The sequence below is a fragment of the Dactylosporangium sp. CA-139114 genome (assembly GCF_050955725.1).
Taxonomy (GTDB): domain Bacteria; phylum Actinomycetota; class Actinomycetes; order Mycobacteriales; family Micromonosporaceae; genus Dactylosporangium.
The window spans coordinates 5,824,749-5,844,380 of the sequence record NZ_CP192080.1 but is presented as its reverse complement, the minus strand read 5'-3'; the positions used below and the strand labels follow the sequence as shown (position 1 = coordinate 5,844,380).

Genomic DNA, 19,632 nt, shown 5'->3' with positions numbered 1-19,632 from the left:
GCGTGGCCGGTGTCCTGGCCGCGCGGTCAGCTGGGCGCGACCAGGTCCAGGTGGCCCGCGACGAACGACTGGACCCGCTCGGTGCGGACCGCCTCGAGCAGGTCCAGCGTCGTCTGGTCGAGGGTCTCGGCGTTGGACACGCCCGGCGCGTTGTTGAAGGTGCCGTTGTTCGTCTTGATCGTGAGCAGGTCGTCGGCGCCGATGCCGCGCATCGCGTAGAGCCAGTCGGCCAGGTCGATGCCGCCGCTGTCGATGGTCATCGCCTTGCCCACGACCCGCAGGACGTCGTTGAGCCGGGCCGGGTCGGTGAGCACGTCGGAGCTGAGGATCTTCTTGAACAGCGCCTTGAGGAACTGCTGCTGGTGGCGCTGCCGGTCGTAGTCGCTGTTGGGCAGCAGCTCGCGCTGGCGGACGTAGTCGAGGGCCTGCCAGGGCTCGAGGTGCTGGTAGCCGACGTGGTACACCTGCGGCGTCACGCCCGGCACCGGGGACAGGCCCTGGCCGCCGTCGGAGCGCGTGAACTGCCGGAACGGCACCGCGTAGTCCCCGTTGGCGGTGTGGCCGATGTGCACCGAGGTCGTCTCCTCGTCGACGTACATGTCGACGCCCCCGAGCACCTCGACGACCTGCTGGAAGCCGGTGAAGTCGACGATCGCGGCGCCGTCGAAGGTGATGCCCCACAGCGACTTGATGGTCAGCGCGAGCAGCTCGACGGCGTGGGCGCGCTGGTTGGCGCCCGCGAGCCCGTCGCCGCCCCAGGCGTAGGCGCCGTTGATCTTGTCGTGGCCGCCCTCGTACCGCTTCGCGCCGTTGTCGTACGGCGGGATCTTCACCCAGGTGTCGCGCGGGATCGACACCAGGTAGGCCTGGTCGTGGCTGGCCGGGATGTGCAGGATGATGATCGAGTCCGCCCGCACCAGCTCGGCGGGGTCCTGGCCGGGCCGCGCGTCGACGCCGATGAGCAGGATGTTCTTGGCCCCGTCGATGTCGACGTGCCCGCGCTGCTCGGCCTGGCGCCCGCTGTCGCCGAGGAGGTTCTCCTGGGCGACGCTGCGGGTGGCGTACTTGAACAGCGCCTCCTTGCCCGCGAGCGCCCCGCCGGCCACGAGCGTGAACACGAGCCCGAACGCGATGAGCAGCCGCGCCCACACGGGATCCCGGCCGGGCAGGCGCCGGGCGCCGCGGCTTCGGGCGGGTGCATCCGGAGTGCTCACGGGCCGGCTCCTGCTGGTCAAGGGGGCTTTCACTGTACAAGATCACTCCCCGGGGCTCCTCACACTATTGACGCAATCGCACGCGTCCACGTTGCATGGGCGTCGTGGGCACTACGGCACGGCGCATCGCCATCGGGGCCGGGGCCGCGGCGATCGCGCTGCTCGGGATCGCGTACGCCACGACCACCGCGACACTCGTCCTGGCGGCGGTCGCGCTCGCCGTCGCCGGGCTCGTCACGCTGACGCCGGGCCAGGACCACGCCCCGCCGCGCCGCGACCGCCTGCTGTTCCCGCTCGCCGGGGCGGTCGCGCTCTCCTCGCTCGCCGCCGTCTGGGTGGTCTGGGCGGCCGTCACGCCCGCGGGGCCGATCCCGTGCGTCGGGCCGTCGAGCACCGCCCGGCTCGCGCTCGCCGCCGCGCTCGCCGCGCAGCTCGCGGCCGGGGTCGCGACCGGGCGCGCGGCGAACCGGGACCGCGGGGCGGCGTCGTGGCGGGCGTACCTGCGCCACAACCCGAGGATCCGCGCGTCCCTCGGCGCCGCCCTGCACGTAGCCGCGCCCGCCGCCACGCTCGCCGTGCTCGCCGGGGCGACCGCCTGCCACCTCAGCCACACCCGGCTGCTCGACACCGTCGCCGCCGGTACCGTCGCCGCCGCCATCGCCGCCGTCGACCTCGTCCTGGCGCTGCGCCTGGCCGGCCTGGTCGCCCTCGCGCCGGCCCGGGCCGTGGACACCGACGGGATCGAGCTCGCGCTGCTGGCGGCCGACATCCGCTCGGTCAGCCGGCTCAGCGTCGTGCACCTCGCGCACGACGAGCTCATGGTCACGGCCAGGGTGGGGGTGCCGGCCGGGGCCGACGTCGCCGCGGCGCTGCACGAGGCCCGCGCGCACATCCGCGACTTCGTGCCGGCCGCCCGGCACATCTACCTGCAGCCCGAGATTCCTGGGGGCATCCCTGGGGGCGCGACCTGAGACATTCGACGCCTTGAATGTCGCGGCCGAACCGCATAACCTGCCCGGGACTTGACAAATCTGACAAACGGGGAGGACCCATGGCGATGGGCATGAGCCGCCGGGCGGCGCTGGCGGCGAGCGCCGGGGCGACCGCCGCGCTGGTCGCGGGCGGGACGGCCGCCGCGGCGCCGGCGAAGGAGGACGACCTCGCGAAGCTGCCGCCGGCCGAGAAGATCCGGCGGGTCTACGCGCGGCAGAAGGCGAAGGCCGGCGGCACCTGGCACTCGCACGTCACGCGGGTCAACGCCGCGGGCGCGATGGAGAACGTGGTCGAGGACGACGCCGACCACGTCGTCAACGGGTACAGCGTGCAGAAGCTGGCCGTCGCGACCGCCGTCATGGACAAGATCGACCGGGGTCAGCTGAGCCTCGGGCAGAAGCTGGACCTGCAGGCCGACATCATCCTCGGCGGCACCGGGATCTACTTCCTGCACACCGTCTGGGGCGACGACATCACCGTGGCGAACTTCCTCACCGCCATGCTGCTCGTGTCCGACAACACGGCCGTGCGCATGTGCGGGCGGGTGGTCCCGGCGCTGGAGATCAACGACATCCTCGCGGCCAAGGGGTTCGTGCACACCCGGGTCGAGCCGGTGGCCAACCCGAACCGCTTCTTCCTCGGCACCACCACCCCGCACGAGATCACCGACCTGCTGACCCGCCTGGCCAACGGGACGCTGCTGTCGGCGGGCTCGTGCGCGTTCCTGCTCGGCATTCTGCGGTGGATCAACGGCTACCACGACGGTATCCGCCGCAGCATGTCCTCGGAGGAGCGCAGCCGGGTGGCGACCAAGTACGGCGCCGACTTCAACACGCTCGGCGCGGCCCGGCACGAGGCCGGCATCATGTTCGGCGCCGACGGCTCCCCGGCGCTGGTCTACGGGTTCTTCGCCGAGGGCCTGGGCGACCTCGACAACTACGGCGCCACCCATCCCGCGGTCGAGGCGCACGCGGTGCTCGGCCGCGCGATGTTCGACACCATCCGGAGCACCACGAGCGCGGCCGCCCGCACGAAGACGGTGATGCCGAAGTTCCGCCCCAACAACGGCGGCTGATCCTAGCGTCCTGACAGAGCGTCGTGACAGAGTATCGCCCGCGCGCCGCGGTGCTGCGGCTGCCGCAGCGCCTGGCCGCGGTCGTGCCGGTCGCTGCGGTGACCGGCGTGGTGCTGGCCGCGCCCGCGAGCCTGGCGGGCCACCGTACGGCGCTGCTCCACGGCGCCCCGATCCGCCTCGGTCTGATCGTGCTGGCTTTGGCGTTCGCCCTCGCCGACCGTGCGGAGCCCGCGCGCGTGCGGTCGGTGCGGGCGTGAGGCTCGGCCGGGCTCACCAGTCGGGGTCGGGGCCGTCCAGCGAGAGGTAGCGTGGCGAGCGCGGGTCGGGGCTGTCGAGCAGCTCGGCGAGCCGGGCCGCGGCCGGCTCGGGCGGGGTCGTCGCGTCGGCCGCGCCCATGGCCGTGGTCAGGCTCCCGTCGACCGCGTGCAGGACCGACTCGGGGTCGCACTCGGCGAGGGGCCGGCCCGGCGCGCCGACGCCGGCGTTGTTGACCAGCGCGTCGACCGGCCGCCCGCCGATCGCGGCCAGCAGTTCGGCCCCGACCGGCTCGCACACGTCCTGCACGACGCTCGCCCCGCCCGTCCTGGTGCGCGAGCAGCCGACCACGTCCCATCCGCGCTCGGCGAGCACGTCCACGAGCGCCGCCCCGAGCCCCGGCCCGGCGCCCGTGACGACGGCGAGGCGGCTCAGCTGATCGCGGCGGTCGTCGCCGCCGAGGTGGCCGCGGTGATCGCGGCCGTCGACCCGATGACGGCCTGGATGCGCCGCACCGCCTGCCGCACGGCGTCGGTGGCCTGGTTGCCCGCGGTGATCGCGTGCAGGCGCGCCTGCAGCCGCTCCTTGGGCCGGCCCGGGAACACCTCCTGCGCGAGCCCGCTCACCTGCACGAGCCCGATCAGCGCGGCGGCGCGGGCGGGCACCTCGCCGTCCCCGTCGCCGTCTGCGGCGCCGTTGCCGTCGACGGCCGCCGTCAGCTCGGCGCGCACCGCGGTCTCGGCGGCCGGCTGCGCGCCCGTCGCCGACGCGAACCGGGTGCGCGGGAACACCCACAGCACGCGGTCCTGCTCCCTGCGCAGCACGCCCGCCTCGACCTGGCGGTCGAGCACCTTGGCCCGCAGCCCGTCGGCGAGCGGCTGCATCCACGCGTCGGCCTTGCGCGGCCGCTCCTCGGCCGCGATGCGGGCCAGCGCCTCGTCCGCCACCGGGTCGCCCGTCGGCGTCGGGTCGGTCACGGTGACCCGGTCCTCGGCGAGCTCGATGCGCCCGGCGAGGGCCAGATCCAGCAGGACCGCCCCGGCGAGCCCGTAGTTCAGGCGCAGGTCGCCGATGAGGTTCTTGCCGTGGTCGTCGAGCGCGAGCAGCAGGAAGTCGTCAGCGAGGCCGGTGTGCATGGGTCCTACGGTAGCGGTGCCCGGCACTACGCCCGGCCGCATGACGCGGTCCCGCCGGTGCCGCGCCGCGGCCGGCCGTGGCCGGAACCGTGGTCGCGCCGCCGGGCAGCGCCGGCTGCCTGAGGTCGCGATCCGGTCGAGGCGCCACGCCGGTCCTGGACTTCAGGACCGGGTCCGGGCCGTGGCGGGAGGGCGAGCGCCCGGTCCGCGCGCTCGCCGCCCCGGCCGGGTGGACCTGACTACTCGGGCCGGGTCTCGCCGGCGTCGTGGTAGGTCTTGGGGTCGCCGCCCACGACCGTTGCCGCCACGACCGTCGTCGCTACGACCGTCGCCCCCGAGGCCGGTGCGGCCCCGTCCCGGGCCACGATGGGGGCGCCCACCATCAGCAGCGCGAACAGGACCGCCATCGAGCGACGCATCTCGTCCTCCTTCGAGCATCGACGCCCGCGACTGTAGCGGCTGCCGGCGCCCGCCGTTGCCCCGCAAACATCCCGCAACCGTCCGGGACGTTCACGAGGCGGCGGCGACGGGTACACCTGCGACATGGCCCTTCCCATCGAGGACTACGCGATCATCGCCGACACGCAGACGGCCGCGCTCGTCGGGCGGGACGGGAGCATCGACTGGCTCTGCGTGCCACGGTTCGACTCCGCCGCGATCTTCGCCGCGATGCTCGGGTCCGAGGAGAACGGGCGGTGGGTCCTCGCGCCGGAGGGCGGGGTGGTCACCGTCAGCCGGCGGTACCGTGACGACACCCTCGTCCTCGAGACGCTGTTCGAGACCGAGGACGGCGCGGTCCGCCTCATCGACTTCATGCCCCCGCGGGCCGAGGCGCCGCAGATCGTGCGGATCGTCGAGGGCGTGCGCGGGCGCGTGCCGATGACGATGGACCTCCGGCTGCGCTTCGACTACGGCAAAGTGGTCCCCTGGGTGTACCGCGAGCAGGACGCCCTGGTCGCCGTGGCCGGGCCGGACGCGGTGTGGCTGCGCACGCCGGCCACGACACGCGGCGAGAACCTCTCGACCCGCGCGGACTTCACGGTGGAGGCCGGCGAGCGGGTGCCGTTCGTGCTCACCTGGCGCCCGTCGCACCTGCCCCCGCCCGAGCCCATCGACCCGGTCGAGGAGCTCGGCGTCACCGCCGGCTACTGGCGCGGCTGGGTCTCGGCGTGCACCTACGAGGGGGAGTGGCGCGACGCCGTGGTGCGCTCGCTGCTCACGCTGAAGGCCCTCACGTACGCGCCGACCGGCGGGATCGTCGCCGCCGCGACCACCTCGCTGCCCGAGAAGCTCGGCGGGGTGCGCAACTGGGACTACCGGTTCTGCTGGCTGCGCGACGCCACGATCACGCTGCAGAGCCTGCTGTACTCCGGCTTCCAGAGCGAGGCGACGGCCTGGCGCAAGTGGCTGCTGCGGGCGATCGCGGGCAACCCGGCCGAGCTGCAGATCATGTACGGCGTCGCGGGGGAGCGCCGACTCGACGAGTACATCGCGACCTGGCTCACCGGCTACGACGGCAACCCGGTGCGCATCGGCAACGCGGCCGCCGAGCAGTTCCAGCTCGACGTGTACGGCGAGGTCATGGACGCCCTGCACCAGGGCCGCCGGGCCGGGCTCAAGGCCGACGACCCCGCGTGGGGGCTGCAGGTGAAGCTGATGGAGTTCGTCGAGCGGCACTGGCGGGACCCGGACGAGGGCATCTGGGAGGTGCGCGGCGGCCCGAAGCAGTTCGTGCACTCGAAGCTGATGGCCTGGGTCGCGGCCGACCGCGCCGTCAAGGCCACCGAGGAGTTCGACCTCGACGGGCCCGTGCAGCGCTGGACCGAGCTGCGTGAGGCGATCCGGGCCGAGATCCTGCAGCAGGGGTACGACCCGAAGCGGCGCACGTTCACGCAGTACTACGGCTCCGAGGAGCTCGACGCGGCGATGCTCATGGTCCCGCTGGTCGGCTTCCTGCCGGCGACCGACGAGCGCGTGGTCGGCACCGTCGCCGCGATCGAGGAGCACCTCATGGAGGACGGGTTCGTCCAGCGGTACACCCAGCACGAGGACACCGACGTCGACGGGCTGCCGCCGGGCGAGGGCGCGTTCCTGGCCTGCACCTTCTGGCTCGCCGACAACTATGCGCTCATGGGGCGCCACGAGGAGGCCCGGGAGACGTTCGAGCGGCTGCTGGCCCTGCGCAACGACGTCGGGCTGCTCTCGGAGGAGTACGACACCCAGGAAAAACGGCTCGTGGGCAACTTCCCGCAGGCGTTCAGCCACGTGCCGCTCATCGACACCGCCCGGACCCTGTCCAGCGCCCTGGCCGCGACCGAGGCGCGGGCCTCGGAAGGACTCGCATAGGGCTACGCCCGCTCACTCCCGCGGTGCGCACCCTTGGCGGCATGGCGAAGATCCTGTTCGTGCTCACGGGGGCGAGCTACTGGACGCTGCGCGACGGCACCCGGCACCCGACCGGCTACTGGGCGGAGGAGTTCGCGGCGCCGTACCGCGCCGTGACCTCGGCCGGGCACACCGTCGAGGTCGCAACCCCCGGCGGCGTCGTCCCCCACGTCGACGTCATGAGCCTGCGCCCGTCGATGGCCGGCGGCGAGCGGGCCGCGCTGGACCAGGAGGGCGTGCTGCGCTCGGCCGAGGAGCTGCGCCGCCCGCTGCGGCTGTCCGACGCCCGCCTGCAGGACTACGACGCCGTGTACTACCCCGGCGGCCACGGCCCGATGCAGGACCTGTGGGACGACGCCGACTCGGGCCGCCTCCTGGTCGCGGCCCTGGCCGCGGGCAAGCCCCTGGCGATCGTCTGCCACGGCCCGGCCGCGATACTGGCGACCCGCCGCGACGGCCGATCCCCGTTCGCCGGGTACCGCGTCACGGCATACACGAACGAGGAGGAGGACGCGGTCGGCCTCGCCGCCCGCGCACCCTGGCTGGTGGAGAACGAGCTGGTGAACCTGGGCGTGCACTTCGAGCGCGGCGAGATCTGGAAGCCCTACACGGTCGTGGACCGCAACCTCTTCACCGGCCAGAACCCGGCCTCGGCCGCGCCGCTGGCCGCCGAGCTGCTCGAGGCCCTCGGCGCTTCGGGGTGAGGCCCGCGCCGCCCGGGTGCGCGCTCACCGCACCGATCTCAGTGCGGGCCACGTCCGGGCGGCTCAGCTCGCGAGCCGCTGCCGGCCCCGACGCGCAGCAGCCGCAGCTGCTCGGCGCTCTGGGCGCCCGTAGTAGTCGGCGGACATGCCCGCCAGCTGGGCCACCTCCTCGCGGCGCAGGCCCGGAGTGCGGCGCCGCGCACCGCAGGACAGGCCCACGTCCTGCGGCTGCAGGCGCTCGCGGCGGCGGCGCAGGAAGTCGGCGAGCTCGCGACGGTGCATGTCAGCCATCATGGCCGCCTGCCGGGTGGCGTAGCCAAGGATCAGTTGTCCTCCTCAACACCCGGAGCAGCCACGGGCTCAGGGACGAAGGACCACCCGGCGGCCGCGCAGCTCGCCCCGTTCGATCATGCGGTGCGCCTCCGCGGTGGCCGACAGCGGCAGCTCCACCGTCGCCCGCGGGCGCAGCCGGCCCGCGGCCAGCAGCCGGTTGATCGTCACCGCCGCCTCCGCGAGCTCGGCCGCGGTCGCGTGCGAGATGACGAAGCCGGTCACCGTGCGGTCGTGCGTGTAGAGCGCCCCGGCGGGCAGCACCGGCCGGGTCCCGGCCCCGGCCAGCAGCACCGCGCGGCCGCGCACCGCCAGCCGCTCCACGATCGTCTCGAGGTCGTTGCGGCCCGCGGTGTCCAGGTACACGTCGACGCCGTGCGGGCACGCCGCCGCCAGCCGCGCGTCCAGGTCCGCCGCGCGGTAGTCGAGGACCTCGGCGGCGCCCAGCGCCGCGCAGTGCTCGGCGTCGCGCGCCGACGCGATCGCCACGACCCGGGCGCCGGCCTCCGCGGCCAGCACCACCAGCGCGGCCCCGACGTTGCCGGCCGCGCCCGCCACGACGACCGTCTCACCCGGCCGCAGCCGCCCGTGGGTGAACAGCCCGAGGTAGGCGGTGCCGGCCGGGTGCACCACGGTCGCCGCGGTCTGCGGGGCGACGGCGGGCGGCAGGCGGTACAGCCGCTCGACCGGCACGACCGCGAGCTGGGCGTTGGCCCCCTGCCGGCCCGCGTGGCCGAGGCTGTTGCACCACACCGCGTCGCCGGGCGCGAACCCGGGCGCCCCCGCACCGGCCGCCGCCACCACCCCGGCCAGGTCGCGGCCGACCACGAACGGCATCGGCAGCGGCGTGCGGAACAGCCCCGAGCGCACGAACGTGTCGACCGGGTTGACCGTCGTCGCCCGCACCTCGACCAGCACGTCGGTCGGGCCCGGGACGGGATCGGCCAGCTCGCCGAAGCGGATGACGTCCGGCGCTCCCAGCTCGTGCAGGTAAGCGGCGCGCATGAGCCCCGATTCTGCGCCGGGCGCCGATCCGGCCGCGCGCGTTTCGTCAGGTTCACCCGCCCAGCCCAGGGTTGGCGATCCTGGGCAGAACCGTCCGATGCACACCCGGCCCCGCCGGTGCCACGGTCGTCCTGTCCGGATTCGACAAGACCGTTCAAGGAGTGACCATGGCCCGTGTCGTGCGGTTCGACCGCTTCGGCGGCCCCGATGTCCTGCAGGTGACCGACGAGCCGGCGCCGGTGCCGGGCGAGGGCGAGGTGCTCGTCCGCGTCCGCGCCGCCGGGCTGAACCCGGTCGAGTCGGGCATCCGCGGCGGGTTGCTCGACAAGGTGTATCCCACCACGTTCCCGTCCCGCCAGGGCCGCGACGTCGCCGGCGTCGTGGAGGGGACCGGCCGCGAGGTCATCGGCTGGACCGACGAGCGCGGCACCCACGCCGAGCTCGCCGCCGTCCCCGCGAGCCACCTGACCGACCGTCCCGCCGGGGTGCCGTGGGAGGTCGCCGGCGCCCTCTACACCGCGGGCGCCGCCGCCTACGCCGCCGTCCGCGCGATCGGCGCCGGCACCGGCGACACCGTCGTCGTCGCGGGCGCCGCCGGCGGGGTCGGCACGATCGCGGTGCAGCTCGCCCGGCTCGCCGGCGCCACCGTCATCGGCCTCGCCGGCGAGGACCACCACGAGTGGCTGCGCTCCCACGGGGTCGTACCGGTCGCCTACGGCAACGGCGTCGAGGAGCGCGTCCGCGCCGCGGCCGGCGAGCAGGTGGACGCGTTCATCGACGCGTTCGGCGCCGACTACGTCGACCTCGCGCTGCGCCTCGGCGTCCAGCCGGACCGGATCGACACCCTCATCAACTTCGCGGCCGTCGCCCAGCACGGCGTGAAGGCCCAGGGCAGCAACGACGCGTCGCGGCCCGAGGTCCTGGCCGAGCTGGCCGCCCTCGTCCCCGACGGGCGCCTCGAGGTGCCGGTGCGGGCGTTCCCGCTGGAGCGCATCGCCGAGGCCTACGAGCTGCTCGAACGCCGGCACACCCTCGGCAAGCTCGTCGTCGTCCCGTAGGGAGATCCCTGCCCGGCGACGGTGGTGCTCAACCCGGCCCGCCGCCTCATCTCCACCACGATGTTCGCCGCGGCGACCGGGATCAGCCGCGGGAGCGGCGGGCGAGGTGCCGGGCCCGCACGCGGGCCTGGGTGAGCCGTGCCGCCAGGCGGCGCTGCTTGGCCAGGCCCCGCTCCGTGCGGTAGTAGCACTGCGGGGGCTGCAGGCGAGCGATCCGCTCCTGGTATCGCAGACCCGGCCGGGCCGAGGTCAGGATCGGCCCGGCCGCCGGTCGCACGGCAAGGTTGTCGGCGGTCCACGGCATCAGCGACTGCGGCCAGAGGTCGGCGAACATGGTGCGCATTCTGCCGCCGTAGATCCGCCCGGGCCACCGAAATTGCCGAGACGGTGATCCGGGACGGTGACGCCGTTCCGTGACCGGCGGGCCGGCCTCGTCAGGCGGTCGGCACCCAGAAGCGCAGCTTGCCGTCGCGCTCGTCCTCCAGCACGCCGCCGTTCGCCTCGATGACACGCCGCGAGACGGTGTTGGTCGTGTCGCAGGTGAGCAGGGCCGTCTCGATGCCCAGGGCGCGCGCGATCGGCAGCGCCGCCCGCAGCATCCGCGTCGCGTGGCCGCGGCGCCGAGCCGTCGGGCGGACGTCGTAGCCGATGTGGCCGCCGCCCTCCAGCAAGCGCGGGGTGAGGCGGTGGCGGATCGCGAGCCGCCCGTAGTACTCGGCGCCCTCGGCCCACCACAGGGAGGTCGACGGCACAAAGCCCTCGGGCCGGGGCGTCTCCTCCAGCGCTCGCGCGCGCAGCGCCGACACGTAGCCGGCGAAGCCCGCGGGCGAGGCCCAGGACGAGGAGAACTCGCGCAGCTCGTGGGCGATCATGCTGTTGTCGTCGGGGCCGCCGCGCCCCTCGGCGACGAACTCGGCCATGGCGGCCAGGAACGACTCGTGGACGTCGACGGTGGGCGGGCTGAGCGCGGGCACGACAGCACGATATCGCTCAGTGCCAGTCCGGCGGGGGCGCGCGGTGCAGCGCGGGGTCGTCGGCCTTGAAGGTGCGCACCGGGCCCGGGGGCGTCAGCGGGCCCTCGAAGCGCACGGTCACGCGGCCCAGGCCCGCGCCCCACACCCAGCCGGGTCCGTGCTCGTCGTGGCGAACGTCCTGGCCGGTGCGCCACGCGGTGTCGACGGGCTCGGCCGCGACGGGCTCGGGGGCGGCCGGGTCCACGACCTCCGGCGCCGTACCGATGGGGAAGAGCGTGTCCTGGGCGAACTCCGACAGCGCGGAGACCCCGACGCCGAGCAGGCGCAGGCCGCCGGTCACCTCGATGTCGGCGAGCAGGCGCCGGGCCAGCTCCACCACCGCGCGCGGCTCGTCGGTCGGCTGGTCGCGGGTCGCCGAGCGGGTGATCGTGGTGAAGTCGAAGTAGCGGGCCTTCACCGTCACCGTCCGGCCCGACAGGCCCGCGGCCCGCAGGCGCTTGGCCACGCGGTCGGCCAGCAGGTCCAGCTCGCGCTCCAGGCGGGCACGGTCGGCCACGTCGGTGCCGAAGGTCTCCTCGGCGGAGACGGACTTGGTGTCGCGCTCCGGCACCAGGGCGCGGTCGTCGTCGGCCCGGGCCAGGCGGAACAGGCCGTTGCCGTGGGCCTGGCCGAACCACGCCAGGAGGTCGACCAGGTCGCGGGCGGCCAGCTCGCCGATGGTGCGGATGCCGGCCTGGCGCAGCCGCTCCGCCGTCGCCGGGCCCACGCCCCACAGCTTGGTCACGGGCAGCGGGTGCAGCACCGCGAGTTCGCAGCCGGGGCCGACGACCGTCAGGCCGTCGGGCTTGTCGAGGTCGGAGGCGATCTTCGCGACGAGCTTCGAGGTGCCGACGCCGACCGAGCCGGTCACCCCGCCGGTCGCGGCGGCGATGCCCGCCTTGATGCCGCGGGCCAGCTCGGTGACGGCGGGCACCGCGCAGTCGTGGCCGCCCGCGGCCAGGTCGACGAACGCCTCGTCGATCGAGACCTGCTCGACCAGCGGGGAGACCTCGCGCAGCAGCTCCATCACGACCTGGCTGGTGCGCCGGTACGCCTCGAAGCGCGGCGACAGGTAGGCCGCCCCGCTCGGCAGGCGCCGCCGCGCCTCCGACATCGGCATCGCGGAGCGGACGCCGAAGGCCCGCGCCTCGTACGACGCGGTCGCCACCACCCCGCGCCCGGCGATCCCGCCCACGACGACCGGCCGGCCGCGCAGCGACGGCTTGTCCCGCTGCTCGACGCTGGCGAACGCGGCGTCGAGGTCGAGATGCATGATGCTCGCCTCGCGCCTCACCAGGCCATTCTGTCAGGCGTGGAACCCTTCGACGGCGGCCCGCGCCGACGCGTGCACGGCCGGGCCGTCCGGCGCGGGCGCCGCGAGGTGGGCGGCGCAGGACGCTACGGGGCGGCGCGCGGGGCGTGAACGACTACCTCACTGCAGGCCGGTGCGCACCGAAGTGATCCGCTGGGTGTTGAAGCCGAGCCAGTGCATGCGCCCGACGTACCGCGCATGCTCGATCTTCACGCAGCGGTCCACGACCACGTCCAGCCCCGCGTCCGCCGCGATCCCCGAGCCCTCCTCGCTGATCACGCCGAACTGGCACCACAGCGCCTTCGCGCCCACGGCCACCGCCTCGCGCGCGATGCCCGGCACGGCGGCCGGGGCGCGGAACACGTTCACGACGTCGATCGGCACCGGCACGTCGGCGAGGCTCGGGTAGCTCGTCTCGCCCAGGATGCGCGGCTCGCGCGGGTTGACCGGGATCACCGTGTAGCCGTGGCGCTTGAGGTAGTAGCCGACGAAGTAGCTCGCCCGCAGTTCGTTGGCGGACAGCCCGACGATCGCCACGGTGCGGGCGGTGTGCAGGACGCGCTGGATCGTGGTCGGGTCCTGGAAGCGCTGGAGGTCCATCAGGCCGCCTTGCTGACGTAGGTGAAGCCCTGCTCGAGGTCCCAGAGCAGGTCCGCGACGCTCTCGGTGCCCACCGACAGGCGCACCGTGCCGGGACCGACCCCGGACGCGGCCAGCTCGGCGTCGCTGAGCTGGCGGTGGGTCGTGCTGGCGGGGTGGATGACGAGGCTCTTCGCGTCGCCGACGTTGGCCAGGTGCGACCAGAGGGTCACGCCGCGGATGAGGTTCTGCCCGCCCTCGCGGCCGCCGGCGCAGTCGAAGGAGAACACCGCCCCCGCGCCGCGCGGCAGGTACTTGTCCACGAGTGCCTTGTACCTGCTGCCGGGAAGGCCCGCGTAGGTCACGTTGCTCGCCAGCTCGTGCGCCTGCAGGAACTCCGCGACCGCCAGCGCGTTGGCGACGTGCCGCTCCATGCGCAGCGAGAGCGTCTCCAGGCCCTGCAGGAACAGGAACGCGTTGAACGGCGAGAGCGCTCCGCCGAGGTCGCGCAGGGTCTCGGCGCGCAGCTTCATGAGGTACCCGTAGGCGCCGAAGGTCTCGTGGAACTGCAGCCCGTGGTAGGCCGGCGACGGGTCGGCGACCACCGGGAACCGCCCGTTGGACCAGTCGAAGGTGCCCGCCTCGACGACCACCCCGCCGATGCTCGTGCCGTGCCCGCCGATGAACTTCGTCGCCGAGTGCACGACGATGTCGGCGCCCCACTCGATCGGCCGGCACAGGTAGGGCGTGGCGAACGTGTTGTCCACGATGAGCGGCAGCCCGTGCTCGTGCGCGATCCCGGCGACGGTCTCGATGTCGAGCACGTTGCCGGCCGGGTTGCCGATCGTCTCGGCGAAGAACGCCTTTGTGTTCGGGCGCACCGCGGCCCGCCACGCGTCCGGGTCGTCGGGGTCGACCCAGGTCAGCTCGACGGTCATCTTGCGCAGGAGGTGCTTGAGCTGGTTGACGGTGCCGCCGTACAGCGCCGAGGACGACACCACGTGGTCCCCGGGCTCGAGCAGCGTGAACAGGGCGGCGGCCTGGGCCGCGATCCCGCTGGCGAACGCGACCGCGCCGGTGCCGCCCTCCAGGTTGGCGACCCGCTCCTCGAAGACGGCGACGGTCGGGTTCATGATGCGGGAGTACGTGTTGCCGTACTCCTGCAGGTTGAAGTACGCGGCCGCGGACTCGGGGTCCTCGAACACGTAGCTCGTCGTCTGGAAGATCGGCACCGCGCGGGCGCCCGTGTTCGGGTCGGGCCGCTGCCCGGCGTGCAGCTGTCGGGTCTCGAAGCCGAACTCGTGCTCCCGCTCGGTCCTCAAAGCGCTGAATTCGTCGCTCACTCGCCTGTGCCTTCCTCGCCGAGGAACCGGCGGATGATGGGCGTCTGCCGGGCCTCTTCCAGCAGGAAGCAGTCGTGGCCGTAGGGCGCCTCGATCAGGTGGAACTCTACCGGCAGGCCGTGCTCGCCCAGGGCCGCCTCGATGTCCTGCGAGGCGCTCGGGGGATACAGCCAGTCGGAGCTGAACGCGATGAGCAGCGTGCGCGCCCGCACCCCGGCCAGCGCCTTGGCCAGCGAGCCGTCGCCGTGCTCGCGGGCCAGGTCGAAGTACGTCAGCGCCCGCGAGAGGTAGAGGTAGGTGTTGGCGTCGAAGCGCCGCACGAACGAGCCGGCCTGGTGGCGCAGGTAGCTCTCGACCTGGAACTCCGGCTCGGCGATGGTGTGGCGGATGTCGTCGGCGACCTGCAGCCGGCGGCCGAAGCGGTCCTCCAGCGCGGGCGCGGACAGGTAGGTGATGTGCCCGACCATCCGCGCCACGCCCATGCCGGCGTCGGGCGCGCGGCCGGTGCCGTAGTAGTGACCGCCCTGCCACGCCGGGTCGCCCATGATGGACTCGCGGGCGATGAAGTTCCAGGCCACGCCCTGGGGGTGCAGCCCGTGGGTGCTGGCGATGACGACGATCGCGTCGACCTCGTCCGGGTAGAGCACCGCCCACTCCAGGGCCTGCATCCCGCCCAGCGACCCGCCGGCGACCGCGGCGAGCCGCTCGATGCCGAGCTCGCGCAGCAGGGCCCGCTCGGTGCGGACCATGTCGGCGACCGTGATGACCGGAAAGTCCGATCCGTACGGCCGGCCGGTCTCCGGGTTCACCGAGCCCGGGCCGGTGGTGCCGCGGCAGCCGCCGAGCAGGTTCGTGCACACGACGAAGTACCGGTCGGTGTCGAACGCCTTCCCGGGGCCGATCATGCCGTCCCACCATCCGAGCGCTTTCCCGGCGGCGCCGTCGCGATCCTCGGCCGCGAAACCGTCCCGCGTGCCGGCCTCGGACGGGCTCGCCGACAGGCCGGCCGCGTGCGCGTCGCCGCTCAGGGCGTGGCACACGAGGATCACGTTGTCCCGTCCGGGAGCAAGGTTGCCGTATGTCTCGTACGCGACCCGGACCGGGTGCAGCTCCCGGCCGCAGTCAAGCTGGACCGGGTGCGGCAGGTCGAGGTACTGCGTCTCGACGATCAGTGTATTGTCCATCGCCCCAGTGGGTGTTATAGGTAATCGGACCAGCATCATGGGTAGCTCGGTACCGTAGAGGAGAGCACACGATATGACGACAGCCGACAACGGTGTCAACGTCCAGGCGCTGCTGGACGCCCGCCAGGCGCTCAAGGACGCGCCCGAGGCGGCGCAGTTCACCTGGCGCGCGTCCTCGCGCTGGGACCACGGCGTGCACAGCACCACCACCATCGAGAAGTTCTACGGCCTCGGCCAGGAGCAGACCCACAAGGCTCGGTCGACCTTCGAGGCCGACCACCCCGCCGTCTTCGCCGCCGAGGACAACGGCATCACCCCGATCGAGTATCTCCTCGTCGGCCTCGCCGGGTGCCTCACCGCGGGTGTGGCGAGCGTCGCGCAGAACCGGGGCATCCAGCTGCGCTCGGTCGAGGCCCACGTCGAGGGCCAGCACGACATCCGGGGCATCCTCGGCGACGGTGACGTGCGCAACGGCTACGAGGGCATCAAGGTGACGTTCAACATCGACGCCGACGCCTCCCGCCAGGAGATCGAGGCCCTCGTCGCGCAGTCGCAGAAGCGCTCCGCCGTCTTCGACGCCCTCACCAACCCGACCGACGTCACGGTCGAAGTTGCCTGAGCACGTCACCGCGGTCGTCGTCGGGGCCGGTCACGCCGGCCTCGCGGCGAGTCACTTCCTGGCTCGGCGCTGCATCGACCACGTCGTGCTGGAGCGCGGCGAGGTCGCGAACTCGTGGCGGCACGAGCGGTGGGACTCGCTGCGGCTGCTGACCCCGAACTGGCTGACCCGGCTGCCGGGCCAGTCCTACGACGGCCCGGACCCCGACGGCTACATGACCAGCGCCGAGGTGGCGTCGTTCATCGACCGGTTCGCCGAGCCCGCGCCGGTGCGCACGGGCTACGAGGTCACCTCGCTGCGGGCCGACGAGGACGGCTTCTCGGTCAACGGCGAGCTGCGGGCCCGGGCGGTCGTCATCGCCAGCGGCGCCTGCAACACGCCGGTCGTTCCGGCGTTCGCGGCCGCCCTGCCGTCCTCGATCACGCAGATCACGCCGCATTCGTACCGCGGGCCGGCCGACCTGCCCGACGGCGGCGTGCTCGTCGTGGGCGCGTCGGCGACGGGCGTGCAGCTGGCGGCCGAGCTGCACCGCTCCGGCCGCAAGGTGACCCTCTCCGTGGGCGAGCACGTGCGCATGCCCCGGCTGTACCGCGGCAAGGACGTCCTGTGGTGGATGGACGCGGCCGGCGTTTGGGACCAGCGCCACGACCAGATCGACGACCTGGACCGGGCCCGCAAGCTCTCCTCGCCGCAGCTCGTCGGCGACGAGAAGCGCCGCACCCTCGACCTCAACACGCTGAGCGACATGGGCGTCGAGCTCGTCGGGCGGTGGGCCGCGCTGCGCGACGGCCGGGCGCTGTTCTCGGGCGGCCTGCGCAACCTGTTCTCCCTCGCCGACCTCAAGCTCGCGCGGCTGCTGGACACGTTCGACGCGTGGGCCGGCGACGCCTGCGACGAGCGGCCCGAACCGACCCGGGTGCCGGCCCGGCCGCGCCTGCAGCTCGATCTCACCGGCGGGGAGATCCGCACGGTGCTGTGGGCGACCGGCTTCCGGCCCGAGTACGGCTGGCTGGACCTGCCCGTGGTCGACGCCAAGGGCCGGCTGCGCCACGACGGCGGGGTGGTCGACGGGGTCCCCGGGCTCTACGCGCTGGGCCTGCCCGTCCTGCGCCGGCGCAAGTCGACCTTCATCCACGGCATCGAGGACGACGCGCGGGAGGTCACAGATCATCTTGCCGATTTCCTACTAGGCCGGTCGACTTCATAGGCATAGGCTGGTCGCCATGGACCTCTTCGTGTCCGGTGACGTCTACCTCGACATCGTCTTCACCGGGCTGCGGCGGCTGCCGCGGCCGGGGGAGGAGACGTGGGCGCCGGGCATGGGCTCGTCGCCGGGCGGCATCGCCAACCTGGCGGTCGCGGCCGCACGCCTGGGCCTGCGCACGGGCCTGGGCGCGGCGTTCAGCACCGACGCCTACGGCGAGTTCTGCCGCGACGTGCTGCGCGAGCAGGGCGTCGACCTGGGCCCGTCGCGCAGCTTCGAGGACTGGCACTCGCCGGTGACCGTGTCGCTGGCCTACGAGCGCGACCGCAGCATGATCAGCCACGCCCACCCGGCCCCCGCGGGCCCGGACGGGCTCGTCGGTGAGCTGCCCGCGGCCACGGCGGCCGCGGTGAGCCTGACCGGCGAGCGGCTGCCGTGGGTCCGCCGCGCCGCCCGGGCCGGCACGCTGGTCTTCGCCAACGTCGGCTGGGACGACACCGCCGCCTGGCCGGCCGCGGCCCTGGACCTGCTCGAGGACTGCCACGCCTTCCTGCCCAACGCGGGCGAGGCGATGCACTACACCCGCACCGACACCCCCCGGGCGGCGCTGCGCCGGCTCGCCGACCGGGTGCCGCTGGCGGTGGTCACCTGCGGCGCGCAGGGAGCCCTCGCCATCGACGCGTCGACCGGCGAGATCGTCGCCGCCCCGGCGGTACCGGTGGAGGCCCTCGACCCGACCGGCGCCGGCGACGTGTTCAACGCCGGCTTCATCGCCGCGACCCTGTGGCAGCGCCCGCTGCGCGAGCGCCTCGCCTTCGCCAACCTCGTCGCCGCGCTGTCGGTGCGCCACTTCGGCGGCTCGCTGTCGGCGCCGGGCTGGGGCGACATCGCCGCGTGGCGGGCGGCGACGCGCGAGGAGGCCTACGACTTCCTCGACGAGCTCATCCCGAGCGGCGACCTGAGCCGGACCCGCCGCGCGAGGGCCACCATCGCCCGGCTCCCCGATGCCGCATGAGGCTCACGATCCTCGGCGGGGGCGGCTTCCGGGTGCCGCTCATCCACCGCGCGCTGCTGCGGGACCCGCTGGTCGACGCCGTGACGCTGTTCGACACCGACGCCGGCCGGCTCGCGGCCATCGAGCGGGTCCTGGCCGCGCAGGCGCTCGGGGTCGCCGCCGCGCCCCGGGTGACGGCGAGCACCGACCTCACCGCCGCGCTCACCGGCGCCGACGTCGTGTTCTCGGCGATCCGCGTGCACGGGCTCGCCGGCCGGGTCCTCGACGAGCGGATCGCGATCGCCGAGGGTGTGCTCGGCCAGGAGACCGTGGGCGCGGGCGGCCTGTCGTTCGGCCTGCGCACCGTGCCCGTGGCCGCCGGCATCGCCCGCCGGATCGCCCAGGTCGCCCCGCGGGCGTGGGTCGTCAACTTCACCAACCCGGCCGGCCTGGTGACGGAGGCGATGGCCGCACACCTCGGCGACCGGGTGATCGGCATCTGCGACTCGCCCGCTTCGCTGTGCCGCCGGTTCGACGCGTTCGACTACGCGGGCCTCAACCACCTCGGCTGGCTGCGCGTGGACGGGCGGTCGATCCCGAACGAATACCTGCACTACTACGAGGACCCGGCCGCGCCGCCGACCGGCCCGACCCGCGGCGAGTTCCTCCAGGAGCAGCAGCGGCGGCTGTACCGCCGGCTGGCCGACCCGGCCGCCGACGCGCTGTCCACCTGGGACAGCGTGCGGGCGGAGCGGGACGCCACGTATTTCGCGGCCGGCCCGGCGACCGGCGGCTACGAGGACATCGCGCTGGCCCTGATGCGCGCCCTCACCGGCGGCGGCCCGGCCCGGCTCATCCTCGACGTGCGCAACGGCGACACCCTGCCGCACCTGGACCCCGACGCGATCGTCGAGGTGCCCTGCGCCGTGGACACCACCGGTGCCCGGCCGCTGCCCGTCACCCCGCTGGACGCCGGCCAGGCCGCGCTGACCGCCGCGGTGAAGGCGAGCGAGCGCGCGGTGCTGGAGGCGGCGGCGACGGGCTCGGCGGCCGCGGCCCGCCGGGCGTTCGCCATCCACCCGCTGGTCGCCTCCGACGCGATCGCCGAGCGCCTCCTGGCGGCGTACCGGGGCGCCTTCCCGGAGCTGGCGTACCTGCGCTGAGATCTCCCTATCTACTCTGTCGATGTTGTAGGTGCAGCAACGCGCCTGGGCACTGCCGGCCGGCGC

22 protein-coding genes are annotated in these 19,632 nt (G+C 74.0%); 10 read left to right on the top strand and 12 right to left on the bottom strand.

Features of this window, described 5'->3' with window-relative positions:
• Positions 1–26 precede the first annotated feature (26 nt).
• Positions 27–1,214 (bottom strand): LCP family protein, encoded by a 1,188-nt coding sequence (locus ACQP2P_RS25675; RefSeq protein ID WP_433604821.1) that lies wholly within the window; start codon positions 1,212–1,214, stop codon positions 27–29.
• A gap of 104 nt (positions 1,215–1,318) precedes the next feature.
• Here ACQP2P_RS25675 and ACQP2P_RS25670 point away from each other — a divergent pair, with 104 nt between their 5' ends.
• From ACQP2P_RS25670 to ACQP2P_RS25660, 3 genes are all read left to right on the top strand, one after another.
• Positions 1,319–2,185, top strand: a complete 867-nt coding sequence (locus tag ACQP2P_RS25670) for a hypothetical protein (protein WP_433604819.1) — start codon at positions 1,319–1,321, stop codon at positions 2,183–2,185.
• A gap of 80 nt (positions 2,186–2,265) precedes the next feature.
• Complete coding sequence (locus ACQP2P_RS25665; protein ID WP_433604817.1) at positions 2,266–3,282, top strand: serine hydrolase; 1,017 nt, start codon at positions 2,266–2,268, stop codon at positions 3,280–3,282.
• 23 nt (positions 3,283–3,305) lie between these two features.
• Positions 3,306–3,539: a hypothetical protein gene (locus ACQP2P_RS25660; protein ID WP_433604816.1), complete on the top strand. Its 234-nt coding sequence runs from the start codon at positions 3,306–3,308 to the stop codon at positions 3,537–3,539.
• Between the two features lie 13 nt (positions 3,540–3,552).
• Here the strand turns inward: ACQP2P_RS25660 and ACQP2P_RS25655 are convergent, their stop codons facing one another.
• The 3 genes from ACQP2P_RS25655 to ACQP2P_RS25645 form a co-directional block, all read right to left on the bottom strand.
• Complete coding sequence (locus tag ACQP2P_RS25655; RefSeq protein ID WP_433604814.1) at positions 3,553–3,918, bottom strand: hypothetical protein; 366 nt, start codon at positions 3,916–3,918, stop codon at positions 3,553–3,555.
• Positions 3,919–3,968: 50 nt separating this feature from the next.
• A complete protein-coding gene (locus tag ACQP2P_RS25650; protein WP_433604812.1) occupies positions 3,969–4,673 on the bottom strand; it encodes a GOLPH3/VPS74 family protein in 705 nt (234 codons plus the stop codon).
• Between the two features lie 239 nt (positions 4,674–4,912).
• Positions 4,913–5,092 carry a hypothetical protein gene (locus ACQP2P_RS25645; protein WP_433604810.1) on the bottom strand — a complete coding sequence of 60 codons (180 nt, stop codon included), beginning with the start codon at positions 5,090–5,092 and terminating at the stop codon, positions 4,913–4,915.
• Between the two features lie 124 nt (positions 5,093–5,216).
• Here ACQP2P_RS25645 and ACQP2P_RS25640 point away from each other — a divergent pair, with 124 nt between their 5' ends.
• Positions 5,217–7,019: a glycoside hydrolase family 15 protein gene (locus ACQP2P_RS25640; protein ID WP_433604808.1), complete on the top strand. Its 1,803-nt coding sequence runs from the start codon at positions 5,217–5,219 to the stop codon at positions 7,017–7,019.
• A 41-nt stretch (positions 7,020–7,060) separates the two neighbouring features.
• On the top strand, positions 7,061–7,762 hold the full coding sequence (locus ACQP2P_RS25635) for a type 1 glutamine amidotransferase domain-containing protein (RefSeq protein WP_433604806.1): 702 nt from the start codon (positions 7,061–7,063) through the stop codon (positions 7,760–7,762).
• 63 nt (positions 7,763–7,825) lie between these two features.
• On the opposite strand, the gene ACQP2P_RS25630 is transcribed toward ACQP2P_RS25635, so the two are convergent.
• A complete protein-coding gene (locus ACQP2P_RS25630) occupies positions 7,826–8,044 on the bottom strand; it encodes a hypothetical protein (RefSeq protein ID WP_433604804.1) in 219 nt (72 codons plus the stop codon).
• Between the two features lie 78 nt (positions 8,045–8,122).
• Positions 8,123–9,097, bottom strand: a complete 975-nt coding sequence (locus ACQP2P_RS25625; RefSeq protein WP_433604802.1) for a zinc-binding dehydrogenase — start codon at positions 9,095–9,097, stop codon at positions 8,123–8,125.
• Between the two features lie 167 nt (positions 9,098–9,264).
• Between ACQP2P_RS25625 and ACQP2P_RS25620 the strand changes: the two genes are divergently transcribed.
• Positions 9,265–10,155: an NADP-dependent oxidoreductase gene (locus ACQP2P_RS25620; protein WP_433604800.1), complete on the top strand. Its 891-nt coding sequence runs from the start codon at positions 9,265–9,267 to the stop codon at positions 10,153–10,155.
• A gap of 82 nt (positions 10,156–10,237) precedes the next feature.
• On the opposite strand, the gene ACQP2P_RS25615 is transcribed toward ACQP2P_RS25620, so the two are convergent.
• From ACQP2P_RS25615 to metX, 6 genes are all read right to left on the bottom strand, one after another.
• Positions 10,238–10,489, bottom strand: a complete 252-nt coding sequence (locus ACQP2P_RS25615; RefSeq protein ID WP_433604798.1) for a hypothetical protein — start codon at positions 10,487–10,489, stop codon at positions 10,238–10,240.
• A gap of 100 nt (positions 10,490–10,589) precedes the next feature.
• On the bottom strand, positions 10,590–11,129 hold the full coding sequence (locus ACQP2P_RS25610; protein ID WP_433604796.1) for a GNAT family N-acetyltransferase: 540 nt from the start codon (positions 11,127–11,129) through the stop codon (positions 10,590–10,592).
• A 16-nt stretch (positions 11,130–11,145) separates the two neighbouring features.
• Entirely contained in the window at positions 11,146–12,462 is a 1,317-nt protein-coding gene (locus tag ACQP2P_RS25605) for a DNA polymerase IV (protein ID WP_433604794.1), read from the bottom strand.
• A 138-nt stretch (positions 12,463–12,600) separates the two neighbouring features.
• Positions 12,601–13,080, bottom strand: a complete 480-nt coding sequence (locus tag ACQP2P_RS25600) for a CoA-binding protein (RefSeq protein ID WP_433604792.1) — start codon at positions 13,078–13,080, stop codon at positions 12,601–12,603.
• On the bottom strand, positions 13,080–14,402 hold the full coding sequence (locus tag ACQP2P_RS25595; RefSeq protein WP_433604790.1) for an O-acetylhomoserine aminocarboxypropyltransferase/cysteine synthase family protein: 1,323 nt from the start codon (positions 14,400–14,402) through the stop codon (positions 13,080–13,082). Before ACQP2P_RS25595 ends, ACQP2P_RS25600 begins: the two co-directional genes overlap by 1 nt.
• The gene (metX, locus tag ACQP2P_RS25590) at positions 14,399–15,586 is read right to left on the bottom strand and encodes a homoserine O-acetyltransferase MetX (protein WP_433604788.1); all 1,188 of its coding nucleotides are present in this window, start codon (positions 15,584–15,586) and stop codon (positions 14,399–14,401) included. Before metX ends, ACQP2P_RS25595 begins: the two co-directional genes overlap by 4 nt.
• 73 nt (positions 15,587–15,659) lie before the next feature.
• On the opposite strand from metX, the gene ACQP2P_RS25585 reads away from it, so the two are divergent.
• Genes ACQP2P_RS25585 through ACQP2P_RS25570 form a run of 4 tightly spaced genes read left to right on the top strand, consistent with a single transcriptional unit; the run spans position 15,660 to position 19,566 of the window.
• Positions 15,660–16,205 (top strand): OsmC family protein, encoded by a 546-nt coding sequence (locus ACQP2P_RS25585; RefSeq protein ID WP_433604786.1) that lies wholly within the window; start codon positions 15,660–15,662, stop codon positions 16,203–16,205.
• The gene (locus tag ACQP2P_RS25580; protein WP_433604784.1) at positions 16,198–17,412 is read left to right on the top strand and encodes an NAD(P)-binding domain-containing protein; all 1,215 of its coding nucleotides are present in this window, start codon (positions 16,198–16,200) and stop codon (positions 17,410–17,412) included. The genes ACQP2P_RS25585 and ACQP2P_RS25580 overlap by 8 nt, the downstream gene beginning before the upstream one ends.
• A 16-nt stretch (positions 17,413–17,428) precedes the next feature.
• Complete coding sequence (locus ACQP2P_RS25575) at positions 17,429–18,424, top strand: carbohydrate kinase family protein (protein WP_433604782.1); 996 nt, start codon at positions 17,429–17,431, stop codon at positions 18,422–18,424.
• A complete protein-coding gene (locus ACQP2P_RS25570; RefSeq protein WP_433604780.1) occupies positions 18,421–19,566 on the top strand; it encodes a 6-phospho-beta-glucosidase in 1,146 nt (381 codons plus the stop codon). Before ACQP2P_RS25575 ends, ACQP2P_RS25570 begins: the two co-directional genes overlap by 4 nt.
• Positions 19,567–19,632: the final 66 nt, after the last annotated feature.

What these genes read in the sequence shown, in the direction of transcription:
- ACQP2P_RS25615 (WP_433604798.1), bottom strand. Translation starts at nt 10,489, where the DNA reads ATGTTCGCCGACCTCTGGCCGCAGTCGCTGATGCCGTGGACCGCCGAC.
- ACQP2P_RS25665 (WP_433604817.1), top strand. Translation starts at nt 2,266, where the DNA reads ATGGCGATGGGCATGAGCCGCCGGGCGGCGCTGGCGGCGAGCGCCGGG.
- ACQP2P_RS25635 (WP_433604806.1), top strand. Translation starts at nt 7,061, where the DNA reads ATGGCGAAGATCCTGTTCGTGCTCACGGGGGCGAGCTACTGGACGCTG.
- ACQP2P_RS25640 (WP_433604808.1), top strand. Translation starts at nt 5,217, where the DNA reads ATGGCCCTTCCCATCGAGGACTACGCGATCATCGCCGACACGCAGACG.
- ACQP2P_RS25620 (WP_433604800.1), top strand. Translation starts at nt 9,265, where the DNA reads ATGGCCCGTGTCGTGCGGTTCGACCGCTTCGGCGGCCCCGATGTCCTG.
- ACQP2P_RS25600 (WP_433604792.1), bottom strand. Translation starts at nt 13,080, where the DNA reads ATGGACCTCCAGCGCTTCCAGGACCCGACCACGATCCAGCGCGTCCTG.
- ACQP2P_RS25575 (WP_433604782.1), top strand. Translation starts at nt 17,429, where the DNA reads ATGGACCTCTTCGTGTCCGGTGACGTCTACCTCGACATCGTCTTCACC.
- ACQP2P_RS25645 (WP_433604810.1), bottom strand. Translation starts at nt 5,092, where the DNA reads ATGCGTCGCTCGATGGCGGTCCTGTTCGCGCTGCTGATGGTGGGCGCC.
- metX (WP_433604788.1), bottom strand. Translation starts at nt 15,586, where the DNA reads ATGGACAATACACTGATCGTCGAGACGCAGTACCTCGACCTGCCGCAC.
- ACQP2P_RS25625 (WP_433604802.1), bottom strand. Translation starts at nt 9,097, where the DNA reads ATGCGCGCCGCTTACCTGCACGAGCTGGGAGCGCCGGACGTCATCCGC.
- ACQP2P_RS25630 (WP_433604804.1), bottom strand. Translation starts at nt 8,044, where the DNA reads ATGCACCGTCGCGAGCTCGCCGACTTCCTGCGCCGCCGCCGCGAGCGC.
- ACQP2P_RS25585 (WP_433604786.1), top strand. Translation starts at nt 15,660, where the DNA reads ATGACGACAGCCGACAACGGTGTCAACGTCCAGGCGCTGCTGGACGCC.
- ACQP2P_RS25570 (WP_433604780.1), top strand. Translation starts at nt 18,421, where the DNA reads ATGAGGCTCACGATCCTCGGCGGGGGCGGCTTCCGGGTGCCGCTCATC.
- ACQP2P_RS25650 (WP_433604812.1), bottom strand. Translation starts at nt 4,673, where the DNA reads ATGCACACCGGCCTCGCTGACGACTTCCTGCTGCTCGCGCTCGACGAC.